General features: G+C 38.9%; 19 protein-coding genes. 9 read left to right on the top strand and 10 right to left on the bottom strand.

Translation table 11 applies throughout. The features are described from left to right. Complete coding sequence (locus BMX11_RS04470; protein WP_090881870.1) at positions 1-783, bottom strand: O-methyltransferase; 783 nt, start codon at positions 781-783, stop codon at positions 1-3. A 44-nt stretch (positions 784-827) separates the two neighbouring features. Between BMX11_RS04470 and BMX11_RS04475 the strand changes: the two genes are divergently transcribed. Continuing rightward, a complete protein-coding gene (locus BMX11_RS04475) occupies positions 828-1685 on the top strand; it encodes a transglutaminase-like domain-containing protein (protein ID WP_090881872.1) in 858 nt (285 codons plus the stop codon). 18 nt (positions 1686-1703) lie between these two features. Beyond that, a complete protein-coding gene (locus BMX11_RS04480) occupies positions 1704-2840 on the top strand; it encodes a glycoside hydrolase family 18 protein (protein ID WP_090881875.1) in 1137 nt (378 codons plus the stop codon). A 172-nt stretch (positions 2841-3012) separates the two neighbouring features. Here BMX11_RS04480 and BMX11_RS04485 read toward each other — a convergent pair whose 3' ends face one another. From BMX11_RS04485 to BMX11_RS04505, 4 genes are all read right to left on the bottom strand, one after another. After that, positions 3013-3924 (bottom strand): alpha/beta hydrolase, encoded by a 912-nt coding sequence (locus BMX11_RS04485; protein WP_090881877.1) that lies wholly within the window; start codon positions 3922-3924, stop codon positions 3013-3015. 9 nt (positions 3925-3933) lie between these two features. After that, positions 3934-5008, bottom strand: a protein-coding gene (gene prfB, locus BMX11_RS04490; RefSeq protein ID WP_139180126.1) for a peptide chain release factor 2 whose coding sequence is annotated in 2 segments (ribosomal slippage) — positions 3934-4947 and positions 4949-5008 — 1074 coding nt in all. Because the reading frame shifts where the segments join, the coding sequence is not laid out codon by codon here. A gap of 75 nt (positions 5009-5083) precedes the next feature. Then, positions 5084-6388: an amidohydrolase gene (locus tag BMX11_RS04495; protein WP_090881879.1), complete on the bottom strand. Its 1305-nt coding sequence runs from the start codon at positions 6386-6388 to the stop codon at positions 5084-5086. A gap of 589 nt (positions 6389-6977) precedes the next feature. After that, complete coding sequence (locus BMX11_RS04505) at positions 6978-7487, bottom strand: hypothetical protein (RefSeq protein WP_090881883.1); 510 nt, start codon at positions 7485-7487, stop codon at positions 6978-6980. Between the two features lie 159 nt (positions 7488-7646). On the opposite strand from BMX11_RS04505, the gene pgi reads away from it, so the two are divergent. From pgi to BMX11_RS04540, 7 genes are all read left to right on the top strand, one after another. Continuing rightward, on the top strand, positions 7647-9293 hold the full coding sequence (gene pgi / locus BMX11_RS04510) for a glucose-6-phosphate isomerase (protein ID WP_090881885.1): 1647 nt from the start codon (positions 7647-7649) through the stop codon (positions 9291-9293). Positions 9294-9431: 138 nt separating this feature from the next. After that, positions 9432-10745: a M16 family metallopeptidase gene (locus BMX11_RS04515; RefSeq protein WP_090881887.1), complete on the top strand. Its 1314-nt coding sequence runs from the start codon at positions 9432-9434 to the stop codon at positions 10743-10745. 32 nt (positions 10746-10777) lie between these two features. Then, positions 10778-12853: an insulinase family protein gene (locus tag BMX11_RS04520; protein ID WP_090881889.1), complete on the top strand. Its 2076-nt coding sequence runs from the start codon at positions 10778-10780 to the stop codon at positions 12851-12853. Positions 12854-13544: 691 nt separating this feature from the next. Further along, positions 13545-14105, top strand: a complete 561-nt coding sequence (locus tag BMX11_RS04525; RefSeq protein ID WP_090881891.1) for a YceI family protein — start codon at positions 13545-13547, stop codon at positions 14103-14105. Positions 14106-14109: 4 nt separating this feature from the next. After that, on the top strand, positions 14110-15048 hold the full coding sequence (locus BMX11_RS04530) for a DUF5777 family beta-barrel protein (protein WP_217643805.1): 939 nt from the start codon (positions 14110-14112) through the stop codon (positions 15046-15048). Between the two features lie 11 nt (positions 15049-15059). Continuing rightward, on the top strand, positions 15060-15515 hold the full coding sequence (locus tag BMX11_RS04535; RefSeq protein WP_090881893.1) for a QcrA and Rieske domain-containing protein: 456 nt from the start codon (positions 15060-15062) through the stop codon (positions 15513-15515). Positions 15516-15676: 161 nt separating this feature from the next. After that, positions 15677-16207, top strand: coding sequence for a DUF4251 domain-containing protein (locus BMX11_RS04540; protein ID WP_090882140.1), 531 nt, complete (start codon positions 15677-15679; stop codon positions 16205-16207). A gap of 236 nt (positions 16208-16443) precedes the next feature. Here BMX11_RS04540 and BMX11_RS04545 read toward each other — a convergent pair whose 3' ends face one another. The 5 genes from BMX11_RS04545 to BMX11_RS04565 all read right to left on the bottom strand — a co-directional run bounded on the left by BMX11_RS04545 (position 16444) and on the right by BMX11_RS04565 (position 21656). Continuing rightward, entirely contained in the window at positions 16444-17526 is a 1083-nt protein-coding gene (locus tag BMX11_RS04545) for a glutaminyl-peptide cyclotransferase (protein ID WP_090881895.1), read from the bottom strand. Continuing rightward, on the bottom strand, positions 17504-17869 hold the full coding sequence (locus tag BMX11_RS04550) for a YraN family protein (protein WP_090881897.1): 366 nt from the start codon (positions 17867-17869) through the stop codon (positions 17504-17506). Before BMX11_RS04550 ends, BMX11_RS04545 begins: the two co-directional genes overlap by 23 nt. Before the next feature lie 31 nt (positions 17870-17900). Continuing rightward, a complete protein-coding gene (dnaG, locus tag BMX11_RS04555; protein ID WP_090881899.1) occupies positions 17901-19898 on the bottom strand; it encodes a DNA primase in 1998 nt (665 codons plus the stop codon). A 99-nt stretch (positions 19899-19997) separates the two neighbouring features. Beyond that, positions 19998-20597: an SGNH/GDSL hydrolase family protein gene (locus tag BMX11_RS04560; protein WP_245738580.1), complete on the bottom strand. Its 600-nt coding sequence runs from the start codon at positions 20595-20597 to the stop codon at positions 19998-20000. A 114-nt stretch (positions 20598-20711) separates the two neighbouring features. Next, positions 20712-21656, bottom strand: a complete 945-nt coding sequence (locus BMX11_RS04565) for a hypothetical protein (protein ID WP_090881903.1) — start codon at positions 21654-21656, stop codon at positions 20712-20714. Positions 21657-21685 lie beyond the last annotated feature (29 nt).

The following is a 21685-nucleotide window of genomic DNA, read 5'->3' on the forward strand; positions in this document are numbered from 1 at the left end:
TTAAAATTTTAGCTTAAAGTGCTCTTTGGCTTGTCCTTTTCTAAAATACACCAGTCCAATCCAAAATAAATCTACGGTTACGGTAACATCCGGATGGTTCTTGATTTCTTCCCAGGCCTCTTTCATTCCCTCGCTCCAATAAATATCGTCAAAAATGAGCAATGAATTTTCGGTTACCTTTGGCAGGCACCATTTAAAATAATTTAATGTAGCATCTTTGCGGTGATTACCATCTATATACACGAAATCCAGTGTAGATTGTTTCTCAATAATATCAGGTAAGATCAGATCAAAATTACCCACATGAAGTTCAATATTAGCTAAATCGAGTTCATTAAAGTTCTTTTTAGCTACTCCAGCAGTTTGGGGGCAACCCTCAATCGTAATAATCTCTGCCTCAGGATTTGCCTTAGAAAGATAAGCACTCGTAATGCCCAAACAAGTACCAAGTTCTATCGCTACTTTAGGGCTCGTATGCTTAGAAAGCCGATAAATTAATTGGGCCAATCGCGGACTTTTTAATGCATTTTTAGCAATCTGACTTACTTTCTTGGTTCGATTCTTATTCAAATGAGAACCCGCACCTAAGTCGGTAACCGTGATAATTGAATCGTCATTAAAAAGTTTTTTTCGCTGCAATTCAATATTTTTATATTCAGATTTATCGTTAAAATCGTAAATTACCTCATCAGCTAATTGATACACGAATGGCGAGTGAGTACCGTGTCGGCTTTTAGCGGTAAAACGGTGCTTTAAGTAATCTGTAATAAATTGAAGTAGCATATTATTGCAAAAGTAATTAAACGCCGCAAACGAATGTATTTTTTATGGAAAATATCGCAGAGATAAGTGCTTTGGTTAAATTGCTGGATGATCCCGATGATGAAGTGTATCACCATGTAGAAAAGAAACTGTTAGAATACGGCGGGGAAGTTATTCACTATTTAGAAACGGCCTGGGAGCAATCATTTGACGGATTGCTGCAAGAACGTATTGAAAATATTGTACACCAGATACAATTCAATACAGTTAAAGAAGACCTAAACTTATGGTATTTAAGTGGTGCCTTTGATTTACTTCAGGGGGCCTTAATCATTAACCGCTACCAATATCCAGATTTGGATGAGCAAAAGGTAATTAACCAGATTGAAGAAATTAAAAGAGACATTTGGTTAGGCCTCCAATATGAAATGAGCTCTGTAGAAAAAGTAAAGCTCATTAATCATGTACTGTACCAACAGTATGGCTTTGGTGGAAACACTAAAAACCATCACGATCCGCAGAACTCTTACCTCAACCAGGTTTTAGAAAGTAAGAAAGGAAACCAGATTTCTCTGGCAATTATTTATTCTACTTTAGCGCAAAAGCTCGATTTACCTGTTTATGGGATCAATTTACCTCAACATTTCATTTTAGGCTATATAGACGAAAGCAAGCAAGATGGTACAGAATATGGCGTACTTTTCTACATCAACGCTTTTAATAGAGGAAATATTTTTGGAAAACATGATGTAGACCAGTTTCTTCGTCAACTCAATTTAGAACCATTGCCAGAATACTACAGACCTTGCAGCAATGCCGACATTATTCGGAGGGTGATTAGAAATTTAATTTCTGCTTATGAAAATGCAGGAGCTACTGAAAAAGTCGCCGAACTCACCCAACTCCAGGAAATTATTGCCTAATCATTCAAACTAAAACCCGTGCATAAAAAATTCACCATCCCATTCAGCACCATTGTATTTGCCGCTTCTATCTTAATTATTAACCTGATCAGCACGGGTGTAAAAGCCCAAAAAACCGTTAAGCCGAATGTAATTGCTTATTACACGGGCAATAAAACCGTAATTGATAGTTTTCCCATCGAAAAAATCAGTCACCTCATTTATAGTTTTGCCCATTTAAAGGGCGATAGTTTGCACATCAATTCTGCCAGAGATACGGCTTTGATTAAGCAAATGGTTTCCTTAAAAAAGCGAAACCCTGATTTAAAGGTAATGATTGCCATGGGCGGATGGAGTGCCTGTCCTAATTGCTCAGAAGTATTCAGCAGAAACGACGGACGTAAAACCTTTGCTAAAACCACTAAAGAGTTATTAGATTTCTTGCAGGCCGATGGAATAGATATTGATTGGGAATACCCGGCTGTAGTTGGATATCCCGGGCATAGATATACTGTAGACGACAAACATAATTTTACGCTGCTGATAAAAGAACTGAGAAAGAAACTGGGCAAAAAAACAGAGATCAGCTTTGCGGCTGGCGGCACTAAAAACTGCATCGATTCTTGCTTTGAATGGGATGAGGTAATACCTTTGGTGAACCGGGTAAATTTAATGAGCTATGATTTAGTAAGTGGTTATGCCACTACCAGCGGTCACCATACCCCACTTTATTCAACACCTCAGCAAGAGCTTTCTACAGATTATGCCATTAAAGCCTTAAAAGCTTATGGTGTGCCAAACCATAAAATTGCCCTGGGAGCAGCATTTTACGGAAGGGTTTTCACAAATTCTACTGATGCCAATCAAGGCCTTTACCAGCCAACCAAATTTGCTTACGGCGTATCATTTAAGCAATTTAAGGATAAATTCTCTCCCGAAAATGGCTTCAAATACTACTGGGACGATGTGGCCAAGGCCCCTTACCTTTATCACACTGATAGTAAAAGTTTAGTAACCTTTGATGATCCAAAATCTATATCCCTAAAAACGAAATATGTTATCGATCAAAAACTGAATGGAATTATGTTTTGGGAACTGAATGATGATCTCTACTCAAATGGTTTACTGGATGTTATCCACGATACCATTCAGAACAAAAATACGCAGGGAAAATAGAAAAAAGGAGGCATGGTAGCCATAACCTCCTTCATTTATAATATTTTTTACAGGTATAACTCAGGATTTATTTTGTCGCCTGTAACAAGCATAACAGCCACATGCGACCATCAAATACTTGATTTTAGTTGGATTACTTTTTGGATGAGAGGTTAGAATATCCCAAAAGATATTAAAATTTCTCTTTTTTCATCCATACAGTGAGCAAGTTAAACCAATCCACATCAGAAGTCTTGTTCTTTAACCCAAAACCATGTCCTCCGTTTTCATAGAGATAAATTGCCGAATGAACTTTATTACGCTTTAAGGCTTCATTTAATAAAATACTATTGGCAACAGGAACTGTTTTATCATCCTTGGCATGAACCAAAAATATCGGTGGTGTTTTTGTGCTCACGTTTTTATTGGCAGAGAAGTAATGTTTCAATGCATCTGTTGGATTCGGTCCTAAAAGATTCTTCATTGTTCCGGTGTGTACCGATTCTTCAAAACTGATAACAGGATACACCAATACGCCAAAATCAGGACGTAATTTAATTTTACCGGCCCCCTCAATTTTTACGTCATCATAATGTGCTAACAGGGTTGAAGCAAAATGCCCCCCGGCTGAAAATCCTAAAACACCTACCTTATTGGGCTTGATACCATATGCCTTTGCATTTTTCCTCACCAGATAAATGGCTTGTTGCCCATCCTGTAATAAAGCATAGGCCTTATCAACCATAATCTCATCGCTTGGCAATCGATACTTCAAAACGAAAGCCGTTACCCCTATTTCATTAAATCTTTTAGCTACATCGAAACCTTCATGCCCGATCGCTAAAATAGAATAACCTCCACCAGGGCAAATAATAACGGCAGTACCCGTCGCTTTATCTGCCGGAGCTTTAAATACAGTTAATGTAGGTGTGGTTACCTTTCCAATTCTAGCAATACCATCTTTACCCAATTGGGATGTTTCGGTATATGTTTCTGAAGGTTTTGACCCCGGAACTGTTCCTTCATACAAAGGGATAACCTCCTGGGCACTTACACCTGTTACCATCATAATCAATAAAATAAAAAGGGAGGATGATTTGATCATAGTTATATTTTAAAATTCCATTAAATAGGCTTTCAAAAAGTCGTTGATATCACCATTTAAAACTGCATCCGGGTTAGATGTTTGATAATTTGTACGGTGATCTTTCACCCGCCTGTCATCTAACACATAACTCCTGATTTGCGACCCCCACTCAATCTTCTTCTTCGATCCTTCAATTGCAGCAATGGCTTCATTACGCTTACGCTGTTCTACCTCATAAAGCTGAGATTTTAATAAACGAATAGCATTTTCTTTATTCTGTAGCTGTGATCTCGATTCCTGATTTTTAATGATAATCCCCGATGGCTTATGATAAAGCCTAACCGCAGTTTCTACCTTATTTACGTTCTGTCCACCTGCACCGCCCGCCCTGAAGGTTTCGAACTCTATATCCGCAGGATTTATATCAATTTCAATCGTCTCATCCACTAAAGGATAAACATAAACAGAAGCAAAAGAAGTATGTCTACGGGCATTAGAATCAAAAGGAGATATTCGCACTAAACGATGAACGCCGTTTTCTCCTTTTAAATAACCGTAAGAGAATTCACCATCAAACTGTAGTGTAACCGACTTAATTCCAGCCACATCACCTTCCTGACTATCCTGCTCTGTAATTTTATATCCATTCTTTTCGCCCCACATCAGGTACATCCGCATCAGCATATATGCCCAATCGCAACTTTCCGTACCACCTGCACCAGCGGTAATCTGCATCACAGCCGAGAGTTGGTCTTCCTTGTTACGAAGCATATTTTTCAACTCTAAATCTGCTACGGCTTGTTTACTGAGATCGAACTGTTCTTGCAATTCTGCTTCCGCAGCATCGCCCGACTGGAAAAAATCGAACATAACTGCAGCATCTTCTACTGCACTATTGGTTTGATTAAAACCATCTGTCCACTTCTTCTTAGCACTGATTTCAGCTAGAATTTTTTCTGCTTTTTTCGGATCGTCCCAGAAATCGGGAGCCATTGTTAATTTTTCCTCTTCACGAATTTCGTAGAGTAGCTCTTCGACGTCAAAGATGCCTCCTCAGGGCCTCTACTCTGTCCCTTAAATCCTGTATTTGTTCCTTGGTCATAGGTAACAAAGATAGAAAATAACCAGATGGATGGAAATCTTTTATTCGCAGCTGAAAATTGACTGTTTTGCGGGCTTATTTCTTCATGTTCATATAGTCCAAAGTAAGATTGGAAAGTAACTTAACACCCAAAATGAAACCGCTTTCATCCAAATAAAAATCTGGCGTATGGTGTGATGGTGCCTTTAAAGGATCTTTTCCCTTTGGCATACCCCCTAAAAAGACAAATAATCCTGGCACCTTCTCCTGAAAAAATGAAAAGTCTTCTGCACCTGTAACCGGCGGCTTAAGCTTAACATGATCTTTTCCAGCAGTAGCCTGCATACTCGGTAACATTTTTTCTGTGAGCGCGATATCATTAAAAGTTACGGGATAATGGTTGCTGTAAGGAATTTTCACTTCAGCTACAGCTCCGCCAGCCTCTGCGGTTTTAGTGGCAATGGTTTTAATTCTTTCAATAAACATGGCCTCATCTTCCTTGCTGAAGTTTCTTACCGTACCTAACATTTCTACCTTTTCCGGGATGATGTTTGATCTAACTCCACCATTAATGGCCCCTATGGTTACTACCCCAGGATTTTCGGTTACATTTAAATTTCTGCTCACAATAGTTTGCAGGTTATTGATGATTTGTGACGAAATCACTACCGGATCTATACTACTCCAGGGATAAGCCCCGTGCGCCTGTTTTCCGGTAACTGTAATTTTCATATCATTAACAGCTGCCATGGTTCCACCCGGGCGATAGGTTACCTCGCCAGCTTCAGTTTGCGAATTGATGTGTAAGCCAAAAATCGCCTCCACCTTAGGGTTTTCGAGTACTCCTTCCTTTACCATCAATGCTGCTCCACCCTCCTCACCTGCAGGTACCCCCTCCTCCGCAGGTTGAAAGATAAATTTTACCGTACCGGGAATATCTTTTTGCATACCAGCTAAAACTTCAGCAACCCCCATCAATATTGCCATGTGGCTATCGTGACCGCAAGCATGCATCACCCCTACTTCTTGTCCGTTATATTGTGTTTTTACCTTCGAGGCAAAAGGTACATCTACCCTTTCGGTAACAGGCAAACCATCCATATCTGCACGCAATGCTACCACAGGCCCCGGTTTACCGCCCTTTAAAATTCCGACTACACCTGTTTTAGCTACACCAGTGGTTACTTTAATCCCCAACGATTCCAAATGTTTGGCGATAATTCCAGAAGTTCTAACCTCCAGATTGCCCAATTCGGGATGTTCGTGAAAATCTCTTCGCCAATTAATTACTTTTTGCGTTATCGCATCAGCTCTGCTGGATACTGAGGCCCTCAAATCAGATTTCTGAGCATAAGTATTGATCGCCAATAATGACAAAAGGGCTAATGGAAGTTTTTTCATAAAAAGGAATAATTTAGGTTTGGATGCCCTAATCTAAAGATTTTAAAGGATTTATTTACAGAAAAGAGCAGAAAGGTGCTGCGGTGGAAGGTAGAAGACGGAAAGTAGAAGAGAAAATGTTGAAGGAGCAAAAGCACAAAGCTGAAAGCTAGAAAATCCAAACAACCAACTTAACTACCTTAACTCCTTAATGTTGAATCGGGAGTGTGGAACTGTGTGGAGCAAAAAACATCAAACCCAAAGCTGAAAGCTAGAAAATCCAAACAACCAACTTAACTACCTTAACTTCTTAATGTTGTAATCGGAAGTGTGGAACTGTATGGAGCAAAAAACATCAAACCCAAAGCTGAAAGCTAGAAAATCCAAACAACCTCACCTTAACTACCTTAACTCCTTAATGTTGCAATCGGGAGTGTGGAACTGTGTGGAGCAAAAAACATCAAACCCAAAGCTAAAAGCCAGAAAACCCAGCAACCTCAACTTAACTACCTTAACTCCTTAATGTTTTTAATGAACAACTCAGCGTTACCTGAAGCAAAAATGGCCATACATAAATGTACGGCCTAAATACTTACTAAAAAGCACTTGCTTAATTGAACATCCCTTTTATTTTGTCAAGGATTCCACCCCCCGATGCCTGACCACTACCAGCCTGGTTTTGTCCCCCATTAAACATTCCGATAACATCATTCATGTCTAATTTTCCATCAGCGCCACCTAAGCTGCCTAATATATCTTTAATATTAAAGGAGCTATCATTTGGATCGGCAGTTTTTTGGGTAAGCTTTCCTAAAATAACCGGAATAATGCTCGCTCCGATTTTCTTTGCCGTTTCGGCATTAATGCCTAAGCCACTCAGCTTATCAGTAAAGCTACCTGCTGCCTGTTGCGCAACCTCAGTACCTTCAGCATTTCCACTGTTAAAGATATCGGCCAAGCCACCAATGTTTCCTGAGGATAATTGATTTTTTAAACTATCAAAGATAGACCCGGAGGCGGCCTGAATTACAGCTTCGTTTTGTTCGTTTGGAATTTCGCTGTTATTGACAACAGCATCCTGTACATTTTCACGTACCAATTCATTTAAATTTTCTAACATGATGTTAATTTTTTAATTAATTAGGATGGTTAGTATTAACAGGGGATATGACTAAAGTTACACTGTTTAATTGACAAAAAAAATTCTTATTCTTTTTGCACATAAAAAAGACAATTTTAAAATTTTGCTTTATTACTTTTACAAAAAACTCAAAGGATTATGTTACCAAAAATTAATTTTACTGAAACGGAGGCTTATAAATATCTGGCCGATCATTTTATAGATATCAATCAAAAAAGTATCAAGGATCTTTTTGCTGAAGATGCTGATCGTTTTGAAAAATTTTCTGTTTTTTTTGAAGACATTTTACTTGATTATAGTAAAAACAGAATCAGTGATGAAACTTTAGCTTTGTTGCTGCAACTTGCCCGCGAATGTAAGTTAGACGAAGCCATTAAAGCCATGTACGATGGCGATAAAATTAATGAAACCGAGAACCGTTCGGTACTACACATCGCTTTACGTAACTTAAGCAACACCCCTATTTTAGTAGATGGTAAGGATGTAATGCCTGATGTGAATGCTGTTTTAGCCAAAATGGAGAAGTTCAGCAATGCCATTATTTCTGGCGACTGGAAAGGCTATACCGGCAAAACCATCACGGATATTGTGAATATAGGTATTGGAGGATCTGATTTAGGACCTGTAATGATTACAGAAGCATTAAAGCATTACAAAAACCACCTCAACATTCATTTTGTATCCAATATTGATGGTACGCACATTGCTGAAACCCTTAAGGGCTTGAACGCCGAAACCACTTTATTCCTGGTAGCTTCTAAAACTTTTACTACTCAGGAAACCATGACCAATGCGCACTCAGCACGTACCTGGTTCTTAGAAAATGGTGGTCAGGAAGGTGATATTGCCAAACACTTCGCAGCACTTTCTACCAACGCGAAAGATGTGGCTGCATTTGGTATCGATACAGAAAATATGTTCGAATTTTGGGATTGGGTTGGTGGCCGCTACTCTTTATGGAGCGCTATTGGCTTATCCATCTCCCTGAGCATTGGCTTTGATAATTTTAAACAATTATTAGCAGGTGCACATGCTACAGATAATCATTTTAAAACCGCAGAATTAGAGAACAATCTTCCGGTAATTTTAGGATTATTGGGTATATGGTATATTAATTTTTATAATGCCGAAACGCAGGTTATCTTGCCTTACGACCAATATATGCACCGCTTTGCTGCCTATTTCCAACAAGGAGATATGGAAAGTAACGGTAAACATGTAGATAGAAACGGAAATGAAGTGGATTATGAAACTGGCCCAATTATTTGGGGAGAGCCAGGAACAAACGGCCAGCATGCCTTTTATCAATTGATTCACCAGGGTACCAGAATTATTCCTGCAGATTTCATCGCACCGGCACAAAGTTTAAATCCGCTTGGCGAGCATCATCCAATTTTATTATCTAATTTCTTTGCACAAACAGAAGCCTTAATGAACGGCAAAACCGAAGAGGAAGTAACCGAAGAATTGAAGAAAGAAGGTAAATCAGCCGAAGAAATTGAAAAATTAGCCCCATTTAAAGTTTTTGAAGGTAACCGCCCTACAAACTCCATACTATTGAAGAAAGTTACGCCATATACCTTAGGAAGTCTTGTAGCCATCTACGAGCACAAGATCTTCGTTCAGGGAGTAATCTGGAACATTTTCAGTTTCGATCAGTGGGGAGTAGAACTGGGCAAGCAATTGGCCAAGAAAATTTTACCAGAACTGGAGGGGAATGAGAAAGTTTCGAGCCACGATAGTTCAACCAACGGACTAATTAATCAATACAAGGCCTGGAGATAAGGATAAAAAGCGAGCTTAGTCTCGCTTTTTTTATGTTATTTCCTATTTTAGCAGCATCATTCTCTACAACCATCTACAAATTAACTTAATTATTTAGAGTTCGTTCTTTAACGGTTCTATACATTAAAAAATAAACAAATGAAAAAAACAATTCTCTCAGCTCTGGCTGTTTCCAGTCTGTTTTTAAATGCAGCTGCACAACAGGTTAAATTTACAGAGTATGATCTGGACAATGGCCTTCACGTCATCTTGCATCAAGACAAAAGTGCTCCCGTAGTAGCCGTATCCGTAATGTACCATGTAGGTTCTAAAGACGAGCAAACTGAACGTACTGGTTTTGCCCACTTTTTTGAACACCTGCTTTTTGAGGGTTCAAAAAATATCAAGCGCGGAGAGTTTATGAAGTTGGTAAGTAGCAATGGCGGACAAAACAATGCCAATACCACACAAGATCGTACATTCTATTACGAGGTTTTCCCCTCTAACCAATTAGAACTTGGTCTTTGGTTGGAAAGCGAGCGTATGTTACACCCGGTAATTAATCAGGAAGGTGTTAAAACACAGAATGAGGTTGTAAAAGAGGAAAAACGCATGCGTATAGATAACTCTCCTTATGGAAAGTTTACCGAGAAAATTTTCGGCCATTTGTTTGATGGACATCCTTATCGCTGGCAGCCAATTGGCTCTATGGAGCATTTAAATGCCGCAAAACTAGAGGAGTTTATTGCCTTCTTTAAAAAATATTACGTTCCAAATAATGCCGTTCTCACTATTGCAGGTGATATTGATGTAGAAAAAACCAAAACATTGGTAAAATCTTACTTTAGTGAAGTTCCAAAAGGTGAAACAATTACGCGTAAAAAATACGAGTTACCAGAAATCACCAAGGAGATTATCGACACTGCCTATGATGCCAATATTCAGATCCCAGCTATTTTTGCAGCCTACAGGGTACCCGGAATGGAAAGTCGCGACAGTAAAGTTCTAGGCATGATCAGCTCCGTATTATCTGGTGGTGGCAGTTCGAGATTGAGTACTAAAATGGTAGATGAAAAGAAAACAGCCCTACAGGTAGCTGCATTTAATTATTCTCTGGAAGATTATGGAGCTTACATTACCCTTGCCCTACCCAATAAGAATACACCATTAAATGATTTGTTAAAAGATATTGACGATGAAGTTGCGCGTTTACAAACCGATTTAATTAGCGAAAGCGAATATAAAAAACTTCAAAATCAGTTCGAAAACAGTTATGTAAGTGCCAATAGTAAAATGCTTGGCGTAGCCGAAAACTTATCAAATGGTTATACTTTTCATCATAAGGATGCCAATGATATCAACAAGCAGTTAGAAGTAATCAGATCAATTACACGAGAAGAAATAAGAGATGTTGCTAAAAAATACCTCAACAAAAATCAACGTGTGGTATTATATTATTTACCTAAAAAATAAACTGTTAGCTATTCATATCAATTATTAAAATCATGAAGAAAATATTTATTATCGCTGCAGTTTCCTTATTCGCTCAAGGTATCTCAGCTCAAACCATAGATCGTAGTCATAAACCTAAACCAGGCCCGGCACCAGTAATTACCATAGGCGATCCTGTAATTTACAAACTAGCCAATGGCATTACCGTATTGGTAGTAGAAAACCATAAACTGCCTAAAGTTTCTGCCAGCTATAGCATAGATGCAGGACCTATTTTTGAAGGCAATAAGGCGGGTGTAATCAGTTTAATGGGCGGTATGCTCAATGAAGGTACTACAACCAAAACCAAAGCACAATTTGATGAGGCGGTTGATCAATTGGGTGCCGATGTTGGTGCTTCAGCAGCTGGTGGTTCCGTATCGGCACTAACACGCTACTTCCCACAGGCTTTTGCCCTAATGGTCGAGGCCATTCGCCAACCAGCTTTCCCTAAGGCCTCTTTTGATAAACTAAAATCGCAAACCTTAACCGGACTAAAATCTAACGAGAAGAGTGCAAAAGCCATTTCTGGTCGTGTGGTTAATGCACTGGCTTATGGAAAAAATCATCCACAGGGAGAGTTTACAACCGAAGCTTCTGTAAACAGCATTACGCTGGATGATGTTAAGGCTGCTTATAAAAAATATGTTACACCATCCAGAGGATATTTAACCTTCGTAGGTGATATTAAGCCTGCTGATGCAAAGGCACTTGCCGAAAAGGCTTTTGCCAACTGGAAAGGTACCGCCTTAACACTACCCGTATTAACTAAGGTTGCTAATCCTGCCAAAACCGAAATTGATGTAGTGGATGTAAGTAATGCGGTACAATCAGAAATTACTGTTGTTAACCTGATCGACTTACCTTTAAGCAGCCCCGATTATTTTGCTACTTTATTGGCCAATCAGATTCTAGGCGGTGGTTCTGAATCCAGATTATTTAACAACTTAAGAGAAAAGCATGCCTTTACCTATGGCGCATACGCCAGCACAGGTTCTGGAAGATTTCAATCGAAGTTTTCGGCCAATGCCGCTGTTAGAAACGAAAAAGTAGATAGTGCAGTAGTGGAGTTTTTAAATGAAATTAATTCCATCAGAACAGTAAAGGTTACTGCTGAAGAGCTACAAAGTGCTAAAAATCTTTACAATGGTTCTTTCGCTTTGAATTTAGAAAACCCTGCCTTAACCGCTTCTTTCGCAAGCAATATTTTGATTAACGGCTTACCAAAGGATTTCTACAGAACCTACCTTCAAAAAATTAATGCCGTTACTACTGATGACATCTTACGCGTAGCCAAGAAATATTTCAACCATGATAACACAAGAGTGGTAGTTGTGGGTAAAGCCGAAGCCTTTGTTCCTGCACTTAAAAAAGCAGGGTTCAATGTACGTGCTTTCGATAATTTTGCTAACCCTGTGAAGCAGGAAGCAAGTTCGGCAGCTGCCAAATCAGCCAATGTGATTATCTCCGACTACATTAAAGCCATTGGCGGTGAAGCAGCACTTAAAAAAGTTACTGCCATTCAGCAAAATGCAGAGTTGGAAATTCAGGGAAACAAGCTGGGAATGACCATGAAGAAACTTGCACCAAACTTAAGCAGCACAGAAGCTACCATGGGTGCACAAACGGTGATGAAACAAGTTTTTAACGGAACAACAGGCTATCAGATGCAGATGGGTAAGAAAGCAGATTTAAGCCCCGAAGATATTGCTGATGCTAAGGCTGACAAAGGTCTTTTCAACCAGTTAAATTACGCTACTGATGGCTCTAAACTAGAATCAGCGGGTGTAACAACCGTGGGTACCTCAAGTGCCTATAAACTTCTGGTTACTTCTGCAAGTGGCCAAAAGAAAACCCAATATTATGATGTAAAATCGGGATTGTTAATTCGTGAAGAATCGACTACCAAAAAACAGGGAACTGAAATTAGCCAGACTTTTGATTTTAGCGATTATAAAAAAGTAGGTGATGTTTTATTTCCACACAAGATTATTCAGGCGATGCAAACCCCAATGGGATCGCAGGAGCTCATCATCACGATAAAAGAAATTAAGTTAAATCCGGCCCTACAAGCCAGTGATTTCAACTAGAAATAAATGATTATACTCAAGCCGCCACAGGAAACTATGGCGGCTTTTTTTATTCCATTCCTTTTCCTCAGAATGCGAAGTAAACTAAATATTAAGATTCCCGCCTGCCCGGGAATGACGAATGTTTTATAAAAAATATTAATATATCCGATCTAAAATCTCGTCCTGCTGAACTTGTTTCAGCATCTTTAAGATAAGACCCAAACCGAAATCCCGTCTTGCTGAACTTGTTTCAGCATCTTTCAATAAAAGCCTAATCGAAACCCCGTCCTGCTGAACTTGTTTCAGCATCTTTGAGTAAGACCCTAACCGAAATCCCGTCTTGCTGAACTTGTTTCAGCATCTTTAAGATAAGACCCTGAAATGAATTCAGGGTGACGAGTTTACCAAGGGGATTCACTAAGAAACCCCAATCGAAATCCCGTCCTGCTGAACTTGTTTCAGCATCTTTATAGTAAGACCCTGAAATAAATTCAGGGTGACGAGTTTGCCAGGGGATCCACTAAGAGACCCTAATCGAAACCCCGTCTTGCTGAACTTGTTTCAGCATCTTTAAGATAAGACCCTGAAATAAATTCAGGGTGACGAATCAAAAGACCGTGTTAAAAAATCTATAACACAGGCAACCATTATTCATCCATCTCCGTAATCATTCCGAATTCAATAAAGATTCGATTTGAAAGTATTGGTTATGATCAAAAAGTCACAAATTCTGGCCCTCCTCACCGTTGTATTTCTCCTGATGTACTGTATTGGCGCAAAGGCTCAAAACTACATTGCTAATAATGTAAAAACAGCAATCTTCTCTTCTACGCCAATTGAAGATGTTAAAGCAGCAAGTACAAAAACAACGGCTGTACTCCTCTCTAAAACCGGCGAATTTGCATTTCAGGTTCCCATTAAAAGCTTCGAGTTCGAAAAGCGGCTCATGCAGGAGCATTTTAATGAAAATTACCTTGAAAGCGATAAGTTTCCTACAGCAAATTTCAAAGGGAATTTAGATCCCAATATTAACTGGCAGAAAGACGCTGAGTACAATACAGTGGCTAAAGGTACCCTAACCATTCATGGTATAAGTAAAACCCGAAATATACCCGCTAAAATCACCATCAAAAATGGATCAGCCACCATCATGGCCAGTTTTGAAGTGGCCTGTGCAGATCACGATATTAAAATTCCATCACTCGTTTTCACTAAAATAGCTAAAGTGATACAGGTAAAAGTAAATGGAACATTAACCCCGAAACCTTAATCCCATGTTAAAAATCGCTACAATTATCGGCTTAAGCCTTTTTACTGCCAGTGTTGTCTCTGCTCAATCTGCAGATTCCCTTTTAAAGTCAATAACAGATACCAGCCAGGTTAAAGTACTTAATCCCACCTTTAAATCAACCAGAATAGTATTATCACATTCTACAGAAACGCAGAAAAAGCACGATCTCGATTTGCGAATCAGGCACCACTTTGGAGATATTGGCGGCGAATTTGGTAGTGCCCATACCCTTTATGGTTTAGATGTGGCCTCCGATCTATTTATCGGCCTGGACTATGGTATCACCGATAAACTTACGGTAAGCATAGGAAGAAGCAAGCATGATGAGCTTTATAATGGCTTCATCAAATATAAGGTTCTGGAACAAGGCGGGGGCAAATCAGGAAATATACCTTTAAATATTACAGTTCTGGCTCAAATGGGCTTGATTGCGCGAGAGCCCTTTACCACAACTGAATTTGCGAGTTATGGCAATAGATTATCCTATTTCTTACAACCCATATTTTCCAGAAAAATTACGCAAAGAATTTCTTTCCAGGTAGCCCCTTCCGTTTTGCTCAGGAAGAATACCATAGAAAGCAGAGATCCTGAAAGCTTATTCAGCATTGGCTTTGCAGGTAGAGCGAAAATTACAAAGAGACTCTCATTTGTGGCTGATTATACATTGGTAAACGGCTTAAACAGACCAACAGACTTGACACAAAAATTCTACAATCCTTTGGGCGTAGGCCTGGAAATAGAAACTGGCGGACACGTATTCTCACTCAATTTTATGAATGCTGAATACATTACCGAAAATAGTTTTATAGCCGATACCCAAAAATCATGGAAGCATGGTGGAGTAAGGTTTGGTTTTACCATTTCCAGAAATTTCACCTTGTTCAAATCGAAAAACAAAGACATTCAATCTAAAATATACTAACAAAAACAATTATGGAACGTAATGAATTTATTAAAAGCTTAGGCTTAGGGGTGGCACTAGTTTGTACAGGTGCTTGCTTTTCAGCATGTGGTAAAAAAGATGATGGAGAAGCGCCAAATCCACCATCTGGTGGTGGCGGTGTTCCATCTGGAACAACTGCTAGCGTTGATTTAAACAGTCAGCTTCTCGCCGTGGGCACATCAGTAGTGGTTAGCGGAATTCTCATTATTCGCACTGCAACAGGAAATGTAGCGGGCTCTTTTTCGGCCACACAAGCTGTTTGTCCTCACCAGGGCGGGGCATTGAATTTTATCCAGGCCAATAATTTTATTCAGTGTAGTTTACATGCTGCCAGGTACACCACTTCCGGAACCATTTTGGCTCAACCTAATGACGGTGGAACCACCAGCGCATTAAAAGTTTATCCCGTTACCATTACAGGCAATACATTAACGGCAACTGCATAGTTTTATATTTTTAAGGGTAAGGCAGTGTCAATAAAATGATACTGCTTTTTATTTCCCTTTAAAATGGTTAAATTTATATATCTGGTTATGTTCTAAGTACTTTTTATGGAATGTACCCGCTTTGGGCATCTATAAATTGTTATTAAATAAAACACATGATTATGAAACCATTAAAATCGATTTTGACTGCAGCACTCTTTTTCCTGGCAGCTCAAACATTCGCACAAACAGATAAGGAAACCACATTAAGAATTGTAAAAGATAAAGCTTATACTTTTGTGGCGAATACAGCTATCCCTATGTCTAATACGGATGTCAATAAAATTTTAAGTATGCTTCCTGGTGGTCAGGGGGGCTCTACTATTAACCTGACGGGTTCTCAATACGACTTTAAAGTAACACCAGATAGCGTTGTAGCCTACTTACCTTACTACGGAAGGGCTTTCAACGCTCCGTTTGACCCCACTGAAGGTGGAATAAAATTTACTTCTAAAAACTTTACCTACAAGGAAAGTAAGAATAAGAAAGGTAATTACACCATTCAAATCAATACTAAAGATGTTAAGCGAGATAACTATATGCTCACCCTAAATATTACAACCACAGGTTATGCATCTTTAACTGCCACCAGTAACAATAAGCAACCCATTATTTTTAACGGTTACTTAGAAGAGCCTAAAAAGAAAGATTAATTGCGAACCTAAGGTTCCTGGTGCCCACCAGCCGAAATGGAGAAGTTTGTAAATGATAGTAGGAGGACTGGTAGGTGGGGACACCAACCAGTAGAGAAATTGTCAGGTTGAGCCTGTCGAAACGCTGCTTACTGACAGTACACACTCCAACTTTTCAGCAACTAAAACGCCCAGGAAATGATAAACTCCTGGGCGTTTTATTTATTTTCCATCCTCTATTTTCTATTCCCTGTTTCCTACTTCTTAACCAGTTTAATCTCAAAAATATGAGGCCATTTTTTGCCTGTTACAAATAATCTTTTGCCTGTTTTGTCATAGGCAATACCATTAAGTACATTATTGGCAATCGCATCTTCGGTTTTGAAATATCCGTTAGGCAACAAACCCGATAAATCAGCCCTCCCCTCTACTGCACCCGTTTCGGGGTTTATAATCAAAATATAATTAGTGGTGTAAACATTGGCATAAATCTTCCCATCAATTACTTCTAATTCATTTAAGTTATCAATCTGGCTTTTATTGTCAAAAACATCAATTGACCCAATTTTGTTATAATTGTTCTTATCTAAAAAGAAGATCGTATTTGATCCATCGGTATTTAAAACCTTTTGTCCGTCAAAAGCCAATCCCCAGCCCTCTCTTCCCGTTGTATAGGGGAATTCGCTTAATTTCTTTAAGGTAGCTTTATCGTAAACAAAACCAATTTTTTCCCGGTAAGTGAGCTGAATAATCTTATCTCCGATCACGGTAATTCCCTCGCCAAAATATTGCTTATCTAAATTGGTTTGCTGTAAAATTTTTCCGGTTGACGGATTTACCTTGCGCAGACTAGAATGGCCATAATCACCGGCACATTCATAGAAAAAACCATCATGATATTCTAACCCCTCTACATACGAAGAAGTATCGTGAGGCAAGGTTTTAATCACTTTGTAGGTATATTCTTCCGGAGCAGTAGCAGATAGAATATTGATATTGGAAGTTAAATCTTCCGATTGTCCTTCTCCATATATTTTAGCCGTAAGCAGGTGATTTCCTAATTTTAGACCTGCTGTTTTGAATCTAACGGCAGTTGTATCGGTTTTGGAAATTACAGGAACAGTATCCAATAGGTAAACCACTGAGTCTACCTTCTTTTCCTTACCAAAAAGAACTTTCACCTCAAAATCCTTCCCGGATGATACATTCAGCCCAATCATGGGCGAAATAAAACTTCTGTACGTTGATGGACTATCCGAACGACAGGCACTTGCCAAGGATAAAACAGCAGATAGAATAAATAATTTTTGAATGGAATTAATCTTGTGGCCAAAAAGCATCTTCAATATGGTTTAATGTGTAATGATTATCTTTTGTAAATGTTATAGCAATAATATCGAATCTTATTTCATGTTGATGATTCATTAACTCAATGTAAGCGAGTGAGGCCATTTCTAATTGTTTTTGTTTAGCCATCTGTACAAATTCCTCTGGCCGACCAAAGGCGACAGAACTGCGGGTTTTTACCTCAACAAATACCATCAACTTATCTTTATAAGCAATCAGATCGATTTCGGCCTTCCCATGAGTCCAATTTTCATCTAATATCTCAAATCCTGCGGCTTCAAGATGTTGTTTGGCAATGCTTTCTCCATTTCTACCTAAATCGTTATGTCTTGCCATGATCTTTTATACCATCCTGAGTTAGTTTATATTACTTTACAATCACAGAACCTAAAAATTTGGAAATCTCGCGCTCAACTCCTTTAATCACCCCGTAACGTTGCATCAAAATCATTTGGTTATCGCCATCCTTCTCCTCCTTAATCTCCTTTAATAAATTCATCAAAATCTTATCTACCTTTTTCTTCTTCAAATGGAATATCCCACCTAAAATAGTTGCCTTAAGATTCATTGTTTCATCCTTAACATAAATTAAGTGCTTATTTAACCAATTTTCACTTAGGGCATAAGGAGAAGTAGAAAGGGTAATGGCTAAATCGGCTATTTCACGATCTTGATTGGCAATAAAATAGTTGGCTGTTGGCAATCGTCCGTTATCAATTTCCTGTTTATAATAATCGATAATTTGCTTACAGATGGGATCTTCGAACTCCACATCGGCAAGATTCTGCATGACAAATGAACCAATGTACATGTCGTCTATCTTATCCCAGTTAACCAGTTCATGGCCGTAAGCCAGTAGAAGACGTACAATCTCTTTTTCCTGAACCTCATCTTGCTTAACTACAGGCTCACCATACCCGGTAGGGCCGGCAGAATCGTCCCATAAATCATCTGGTGGGCCAAGCGGCTCGGGCGGGCCACCACTAAAGGCGGGGTTGCCACTGAAAGAGGAATTACTGCTACCACCCGACCGGTTATTACTTTCGAAAGTTTTTTTGCTTTTCGCCGAACGCATTTTGTTCAGTTCGGTCATTAAAATTCTCTCTTCTATTTCTAAAAGGCTGCTACATTCTCTGATGAATACTGAAGCCTTAATTGGATCAGGAATTTTCGCAATACTTTCTACAATGTCACGGATAATTCCTGCTCGTTTAATCGGATCGTTGCCTGCCTCTTTAAGCAATACATTGGCTTTGTAGAGGATAAAATCCTTTCTATTATTTTCAATGTAAATTTTAAATGCGCCCGCACCAACATGATGCATGTAAGAATCGGGGTCATGACCATCGGGGAAGGAAACAATTTTCACGTTCAAACCTTCCTCTAAAATCATATCCAAACCACGTAGTGAGGCTTTAATACCCGCCGCATCACCATCAAAAAGAATGGTTACGTTTTGGGTAAAACGGCCAATCAGCTTAATTTGCTCGGTAGTTAATGAAGTTCCCGAAGAGGCTACCACATTTTCTACTCCTGCCTGGTGCACAGAAAGTACATCAGCATAACCCTCAGCTAAATAACAGTTATCTAAATCTCTGATGGCTTTCTTGGCATGAAAAAGCCCGTAAAGCACATTCGACTTGTGATAAATATCGCTTTCAGGAGAGTTAACATACTTAGGAACATTTTTATCTGTTTTTAAGGTTCTACCCCCAAAACCGATAACTCTTCCTGTAAAATTATGAATGGGGAACATCACCCGTCCACGGAAGCGGTCATATATTTTACCCTTATCGTTTTTAATAGATAAACCCGTTTGCTCTAAAAACTCCAGCTTATGGCCAGCATTTGTAGCACTGGAAGTTAAAGCCTCCCATACATCTGGTGAATAACCTACCTCAAATTTCTTCAGGATATCTTCTCTAAATCCGCGCTCCTTGAAATAGCTTAAGCCAATTCCCCGGCCTTCATCTGTTTCCCATAGCTGTTTAACAAAGAAAGCTGAGGCAAATTGAGAAACAATGTATAAACTCTCCTTGGCATTTTGTGCTTCGGCATCCTGAGGACTAAGCTCTGCCTCCTCTACTTCAATATTATACTTATTGGCTAAAAACTTAAGTGCTTCCGGATAGGAGTACTTCTCGTGATCCATGATAAAGCGTACCGAATCACCCCCCTTACCGCAGCCAAAACATTTATAAATCCCCTTGGTTACCGATACGTGAAAAGATGGGGTTTTCTCACCATGAAAAGGGCAATTACCGATTAAGCTGGTTCCCCGTTTTTTCAGATGCACAAAATCTCCCACCACTTCCTCTATCCGAGCGGTTTCCATTATCTTATCTATCGTTTCCCGATTTATCATATATCTTTAAAGTTCGCCATTGCTCAAGGCAGGGCGAGAATACCTCTTGCTTTTATTTTTTTGTTTTATCAAGGCCTGAACCTCAGAACCCAACAAAAATTACTTCACTAAAGGCAATAACTGATCGGCTACCAATTTATTGCCTTGTTCATTCAAGTGTACCCTATCTGTTGTTAATACACCTTTTTCTTTGCCTTCTGTATTATTTTGGGCTTCATATTCAGCAAAAACCTTTCTCAAATCACAAAGTGGAAGGTTGTTTTTGGTTGCCAGATTCCGAATACCCTGTGCATATTTATTTAAATCTGCATCCAACTCATTTGTACCATCCTTTTTCTCGCCAACAACTGATGGTGTGCAAACTACAACCTTACTGCCAGCACCCTGAATTTTATTAATCAGTGCCTGGTAAAACTTAAAATATTTATCGTAGTCAGTTCCTGTGTGCGAGGTTTGTTTGTGCCAAACGTCATTAATACCCACATAAATCACAACCAAATCAGGCTTCTTATTTAGTACATCGTCTTCTAAACGGAGATACAGATCATAAACTTTATTTCCACCAATACCAGCACCGATAATGTCATACCTGGTAGAATCTAAAGCCTTTTTGATTAATGTGACATATCCATTTTTAGACACCCCCTGTTGCGTAATAGAGTCGCCAAAAAAGATGATCCGCTTAGGTTTAAATGTCATTGATGTTAAAAAAAATAAACAGGTAAATAGTAAAATGCTCGTTTTAAATATTGTTTTCATGGTTCTATAGTTGAACCATAAATATAACAAATCTTTTAAGCGATTTTAAAGCTACTACTGCTTTTCCAGACGATAGTCTTTGTGTAATACTAAGAAACTGGCACGTTCTTCCTTTTTAAATGGAACATTCCAATTACCCTGATAAGTGATTTTCGTGGGCAATTTATCTGCGCCAAAATAACCCATTTCAATATTCATCTGTACATCAAAATCAAACAGCATGTTGCTGTATTTCATGTCTACATATCTACCCAGGATATTAAAATTACGTTTATCGAATATAGTAACCAACTCCTTAATCATGATCCCGTCTTTCGTCCAGCTGCTTAAATCTGGTTTTACCGAAACCCTAAAGCGATAAACGGGAATAGAATCCAGGTAAGTAGCCGAGGTAAAGCCATAATCGTAATACTGGCGCATATTGGCACTAAAAATTTCAGTTTTACTGCCTATAAATGGGATACCTTTTACCGGCCTTCCAGGATTAAAAATCAATGTCTTCAATTTATCCTTGTAGCTTTCGTTCGTACCACCGCCCTTCTTACCATCCATTGGCGCATTTTTAACAAAATCGGTACTGTAAGCATTCATAAAAATGTAATCAAACATCTCTACGGTATAAAGTTGGTACTTACCATTTTTCTTATACACCTTACCCGTATCCTGTTTTACTAAATACTCCAATTTATAAGGGCCACTATTGTTATGGCGTATTTTTCTATAGATGCGGCCATTAACCTTATTCTTTTTATCATAAGTATAAATGCGATTCTCTGCAATGAAACTATAGCGTTTCATATCGCGAAAAGATTGATAAAAAGAGGTATCGTTAATGATTTTATTGATAAACGTCTCTATATTCAACCGCTCCGCCTTGATATTTACAGCAGAATCAAGCGTGATGGTTTTGAGTGTATCGGGATTAAAACGGGAAATTTCCTGACTATATCCCAAAAACACGAATGACGTTAAAAATAAGAACAGCAATATTTTCTTCATGCTTAATGTACTGACAAAAACGGTGCCCG

The organism is Pedobacter rhizosphaerae, from assembly GCF_900111155.1.
GTDB lineage: Bacteria > Bacteroidota > Bacteroidia > Sphingobacteriales > Sphingobacteriaceae > Pedobacter > Pedobacter rhizosphaerae.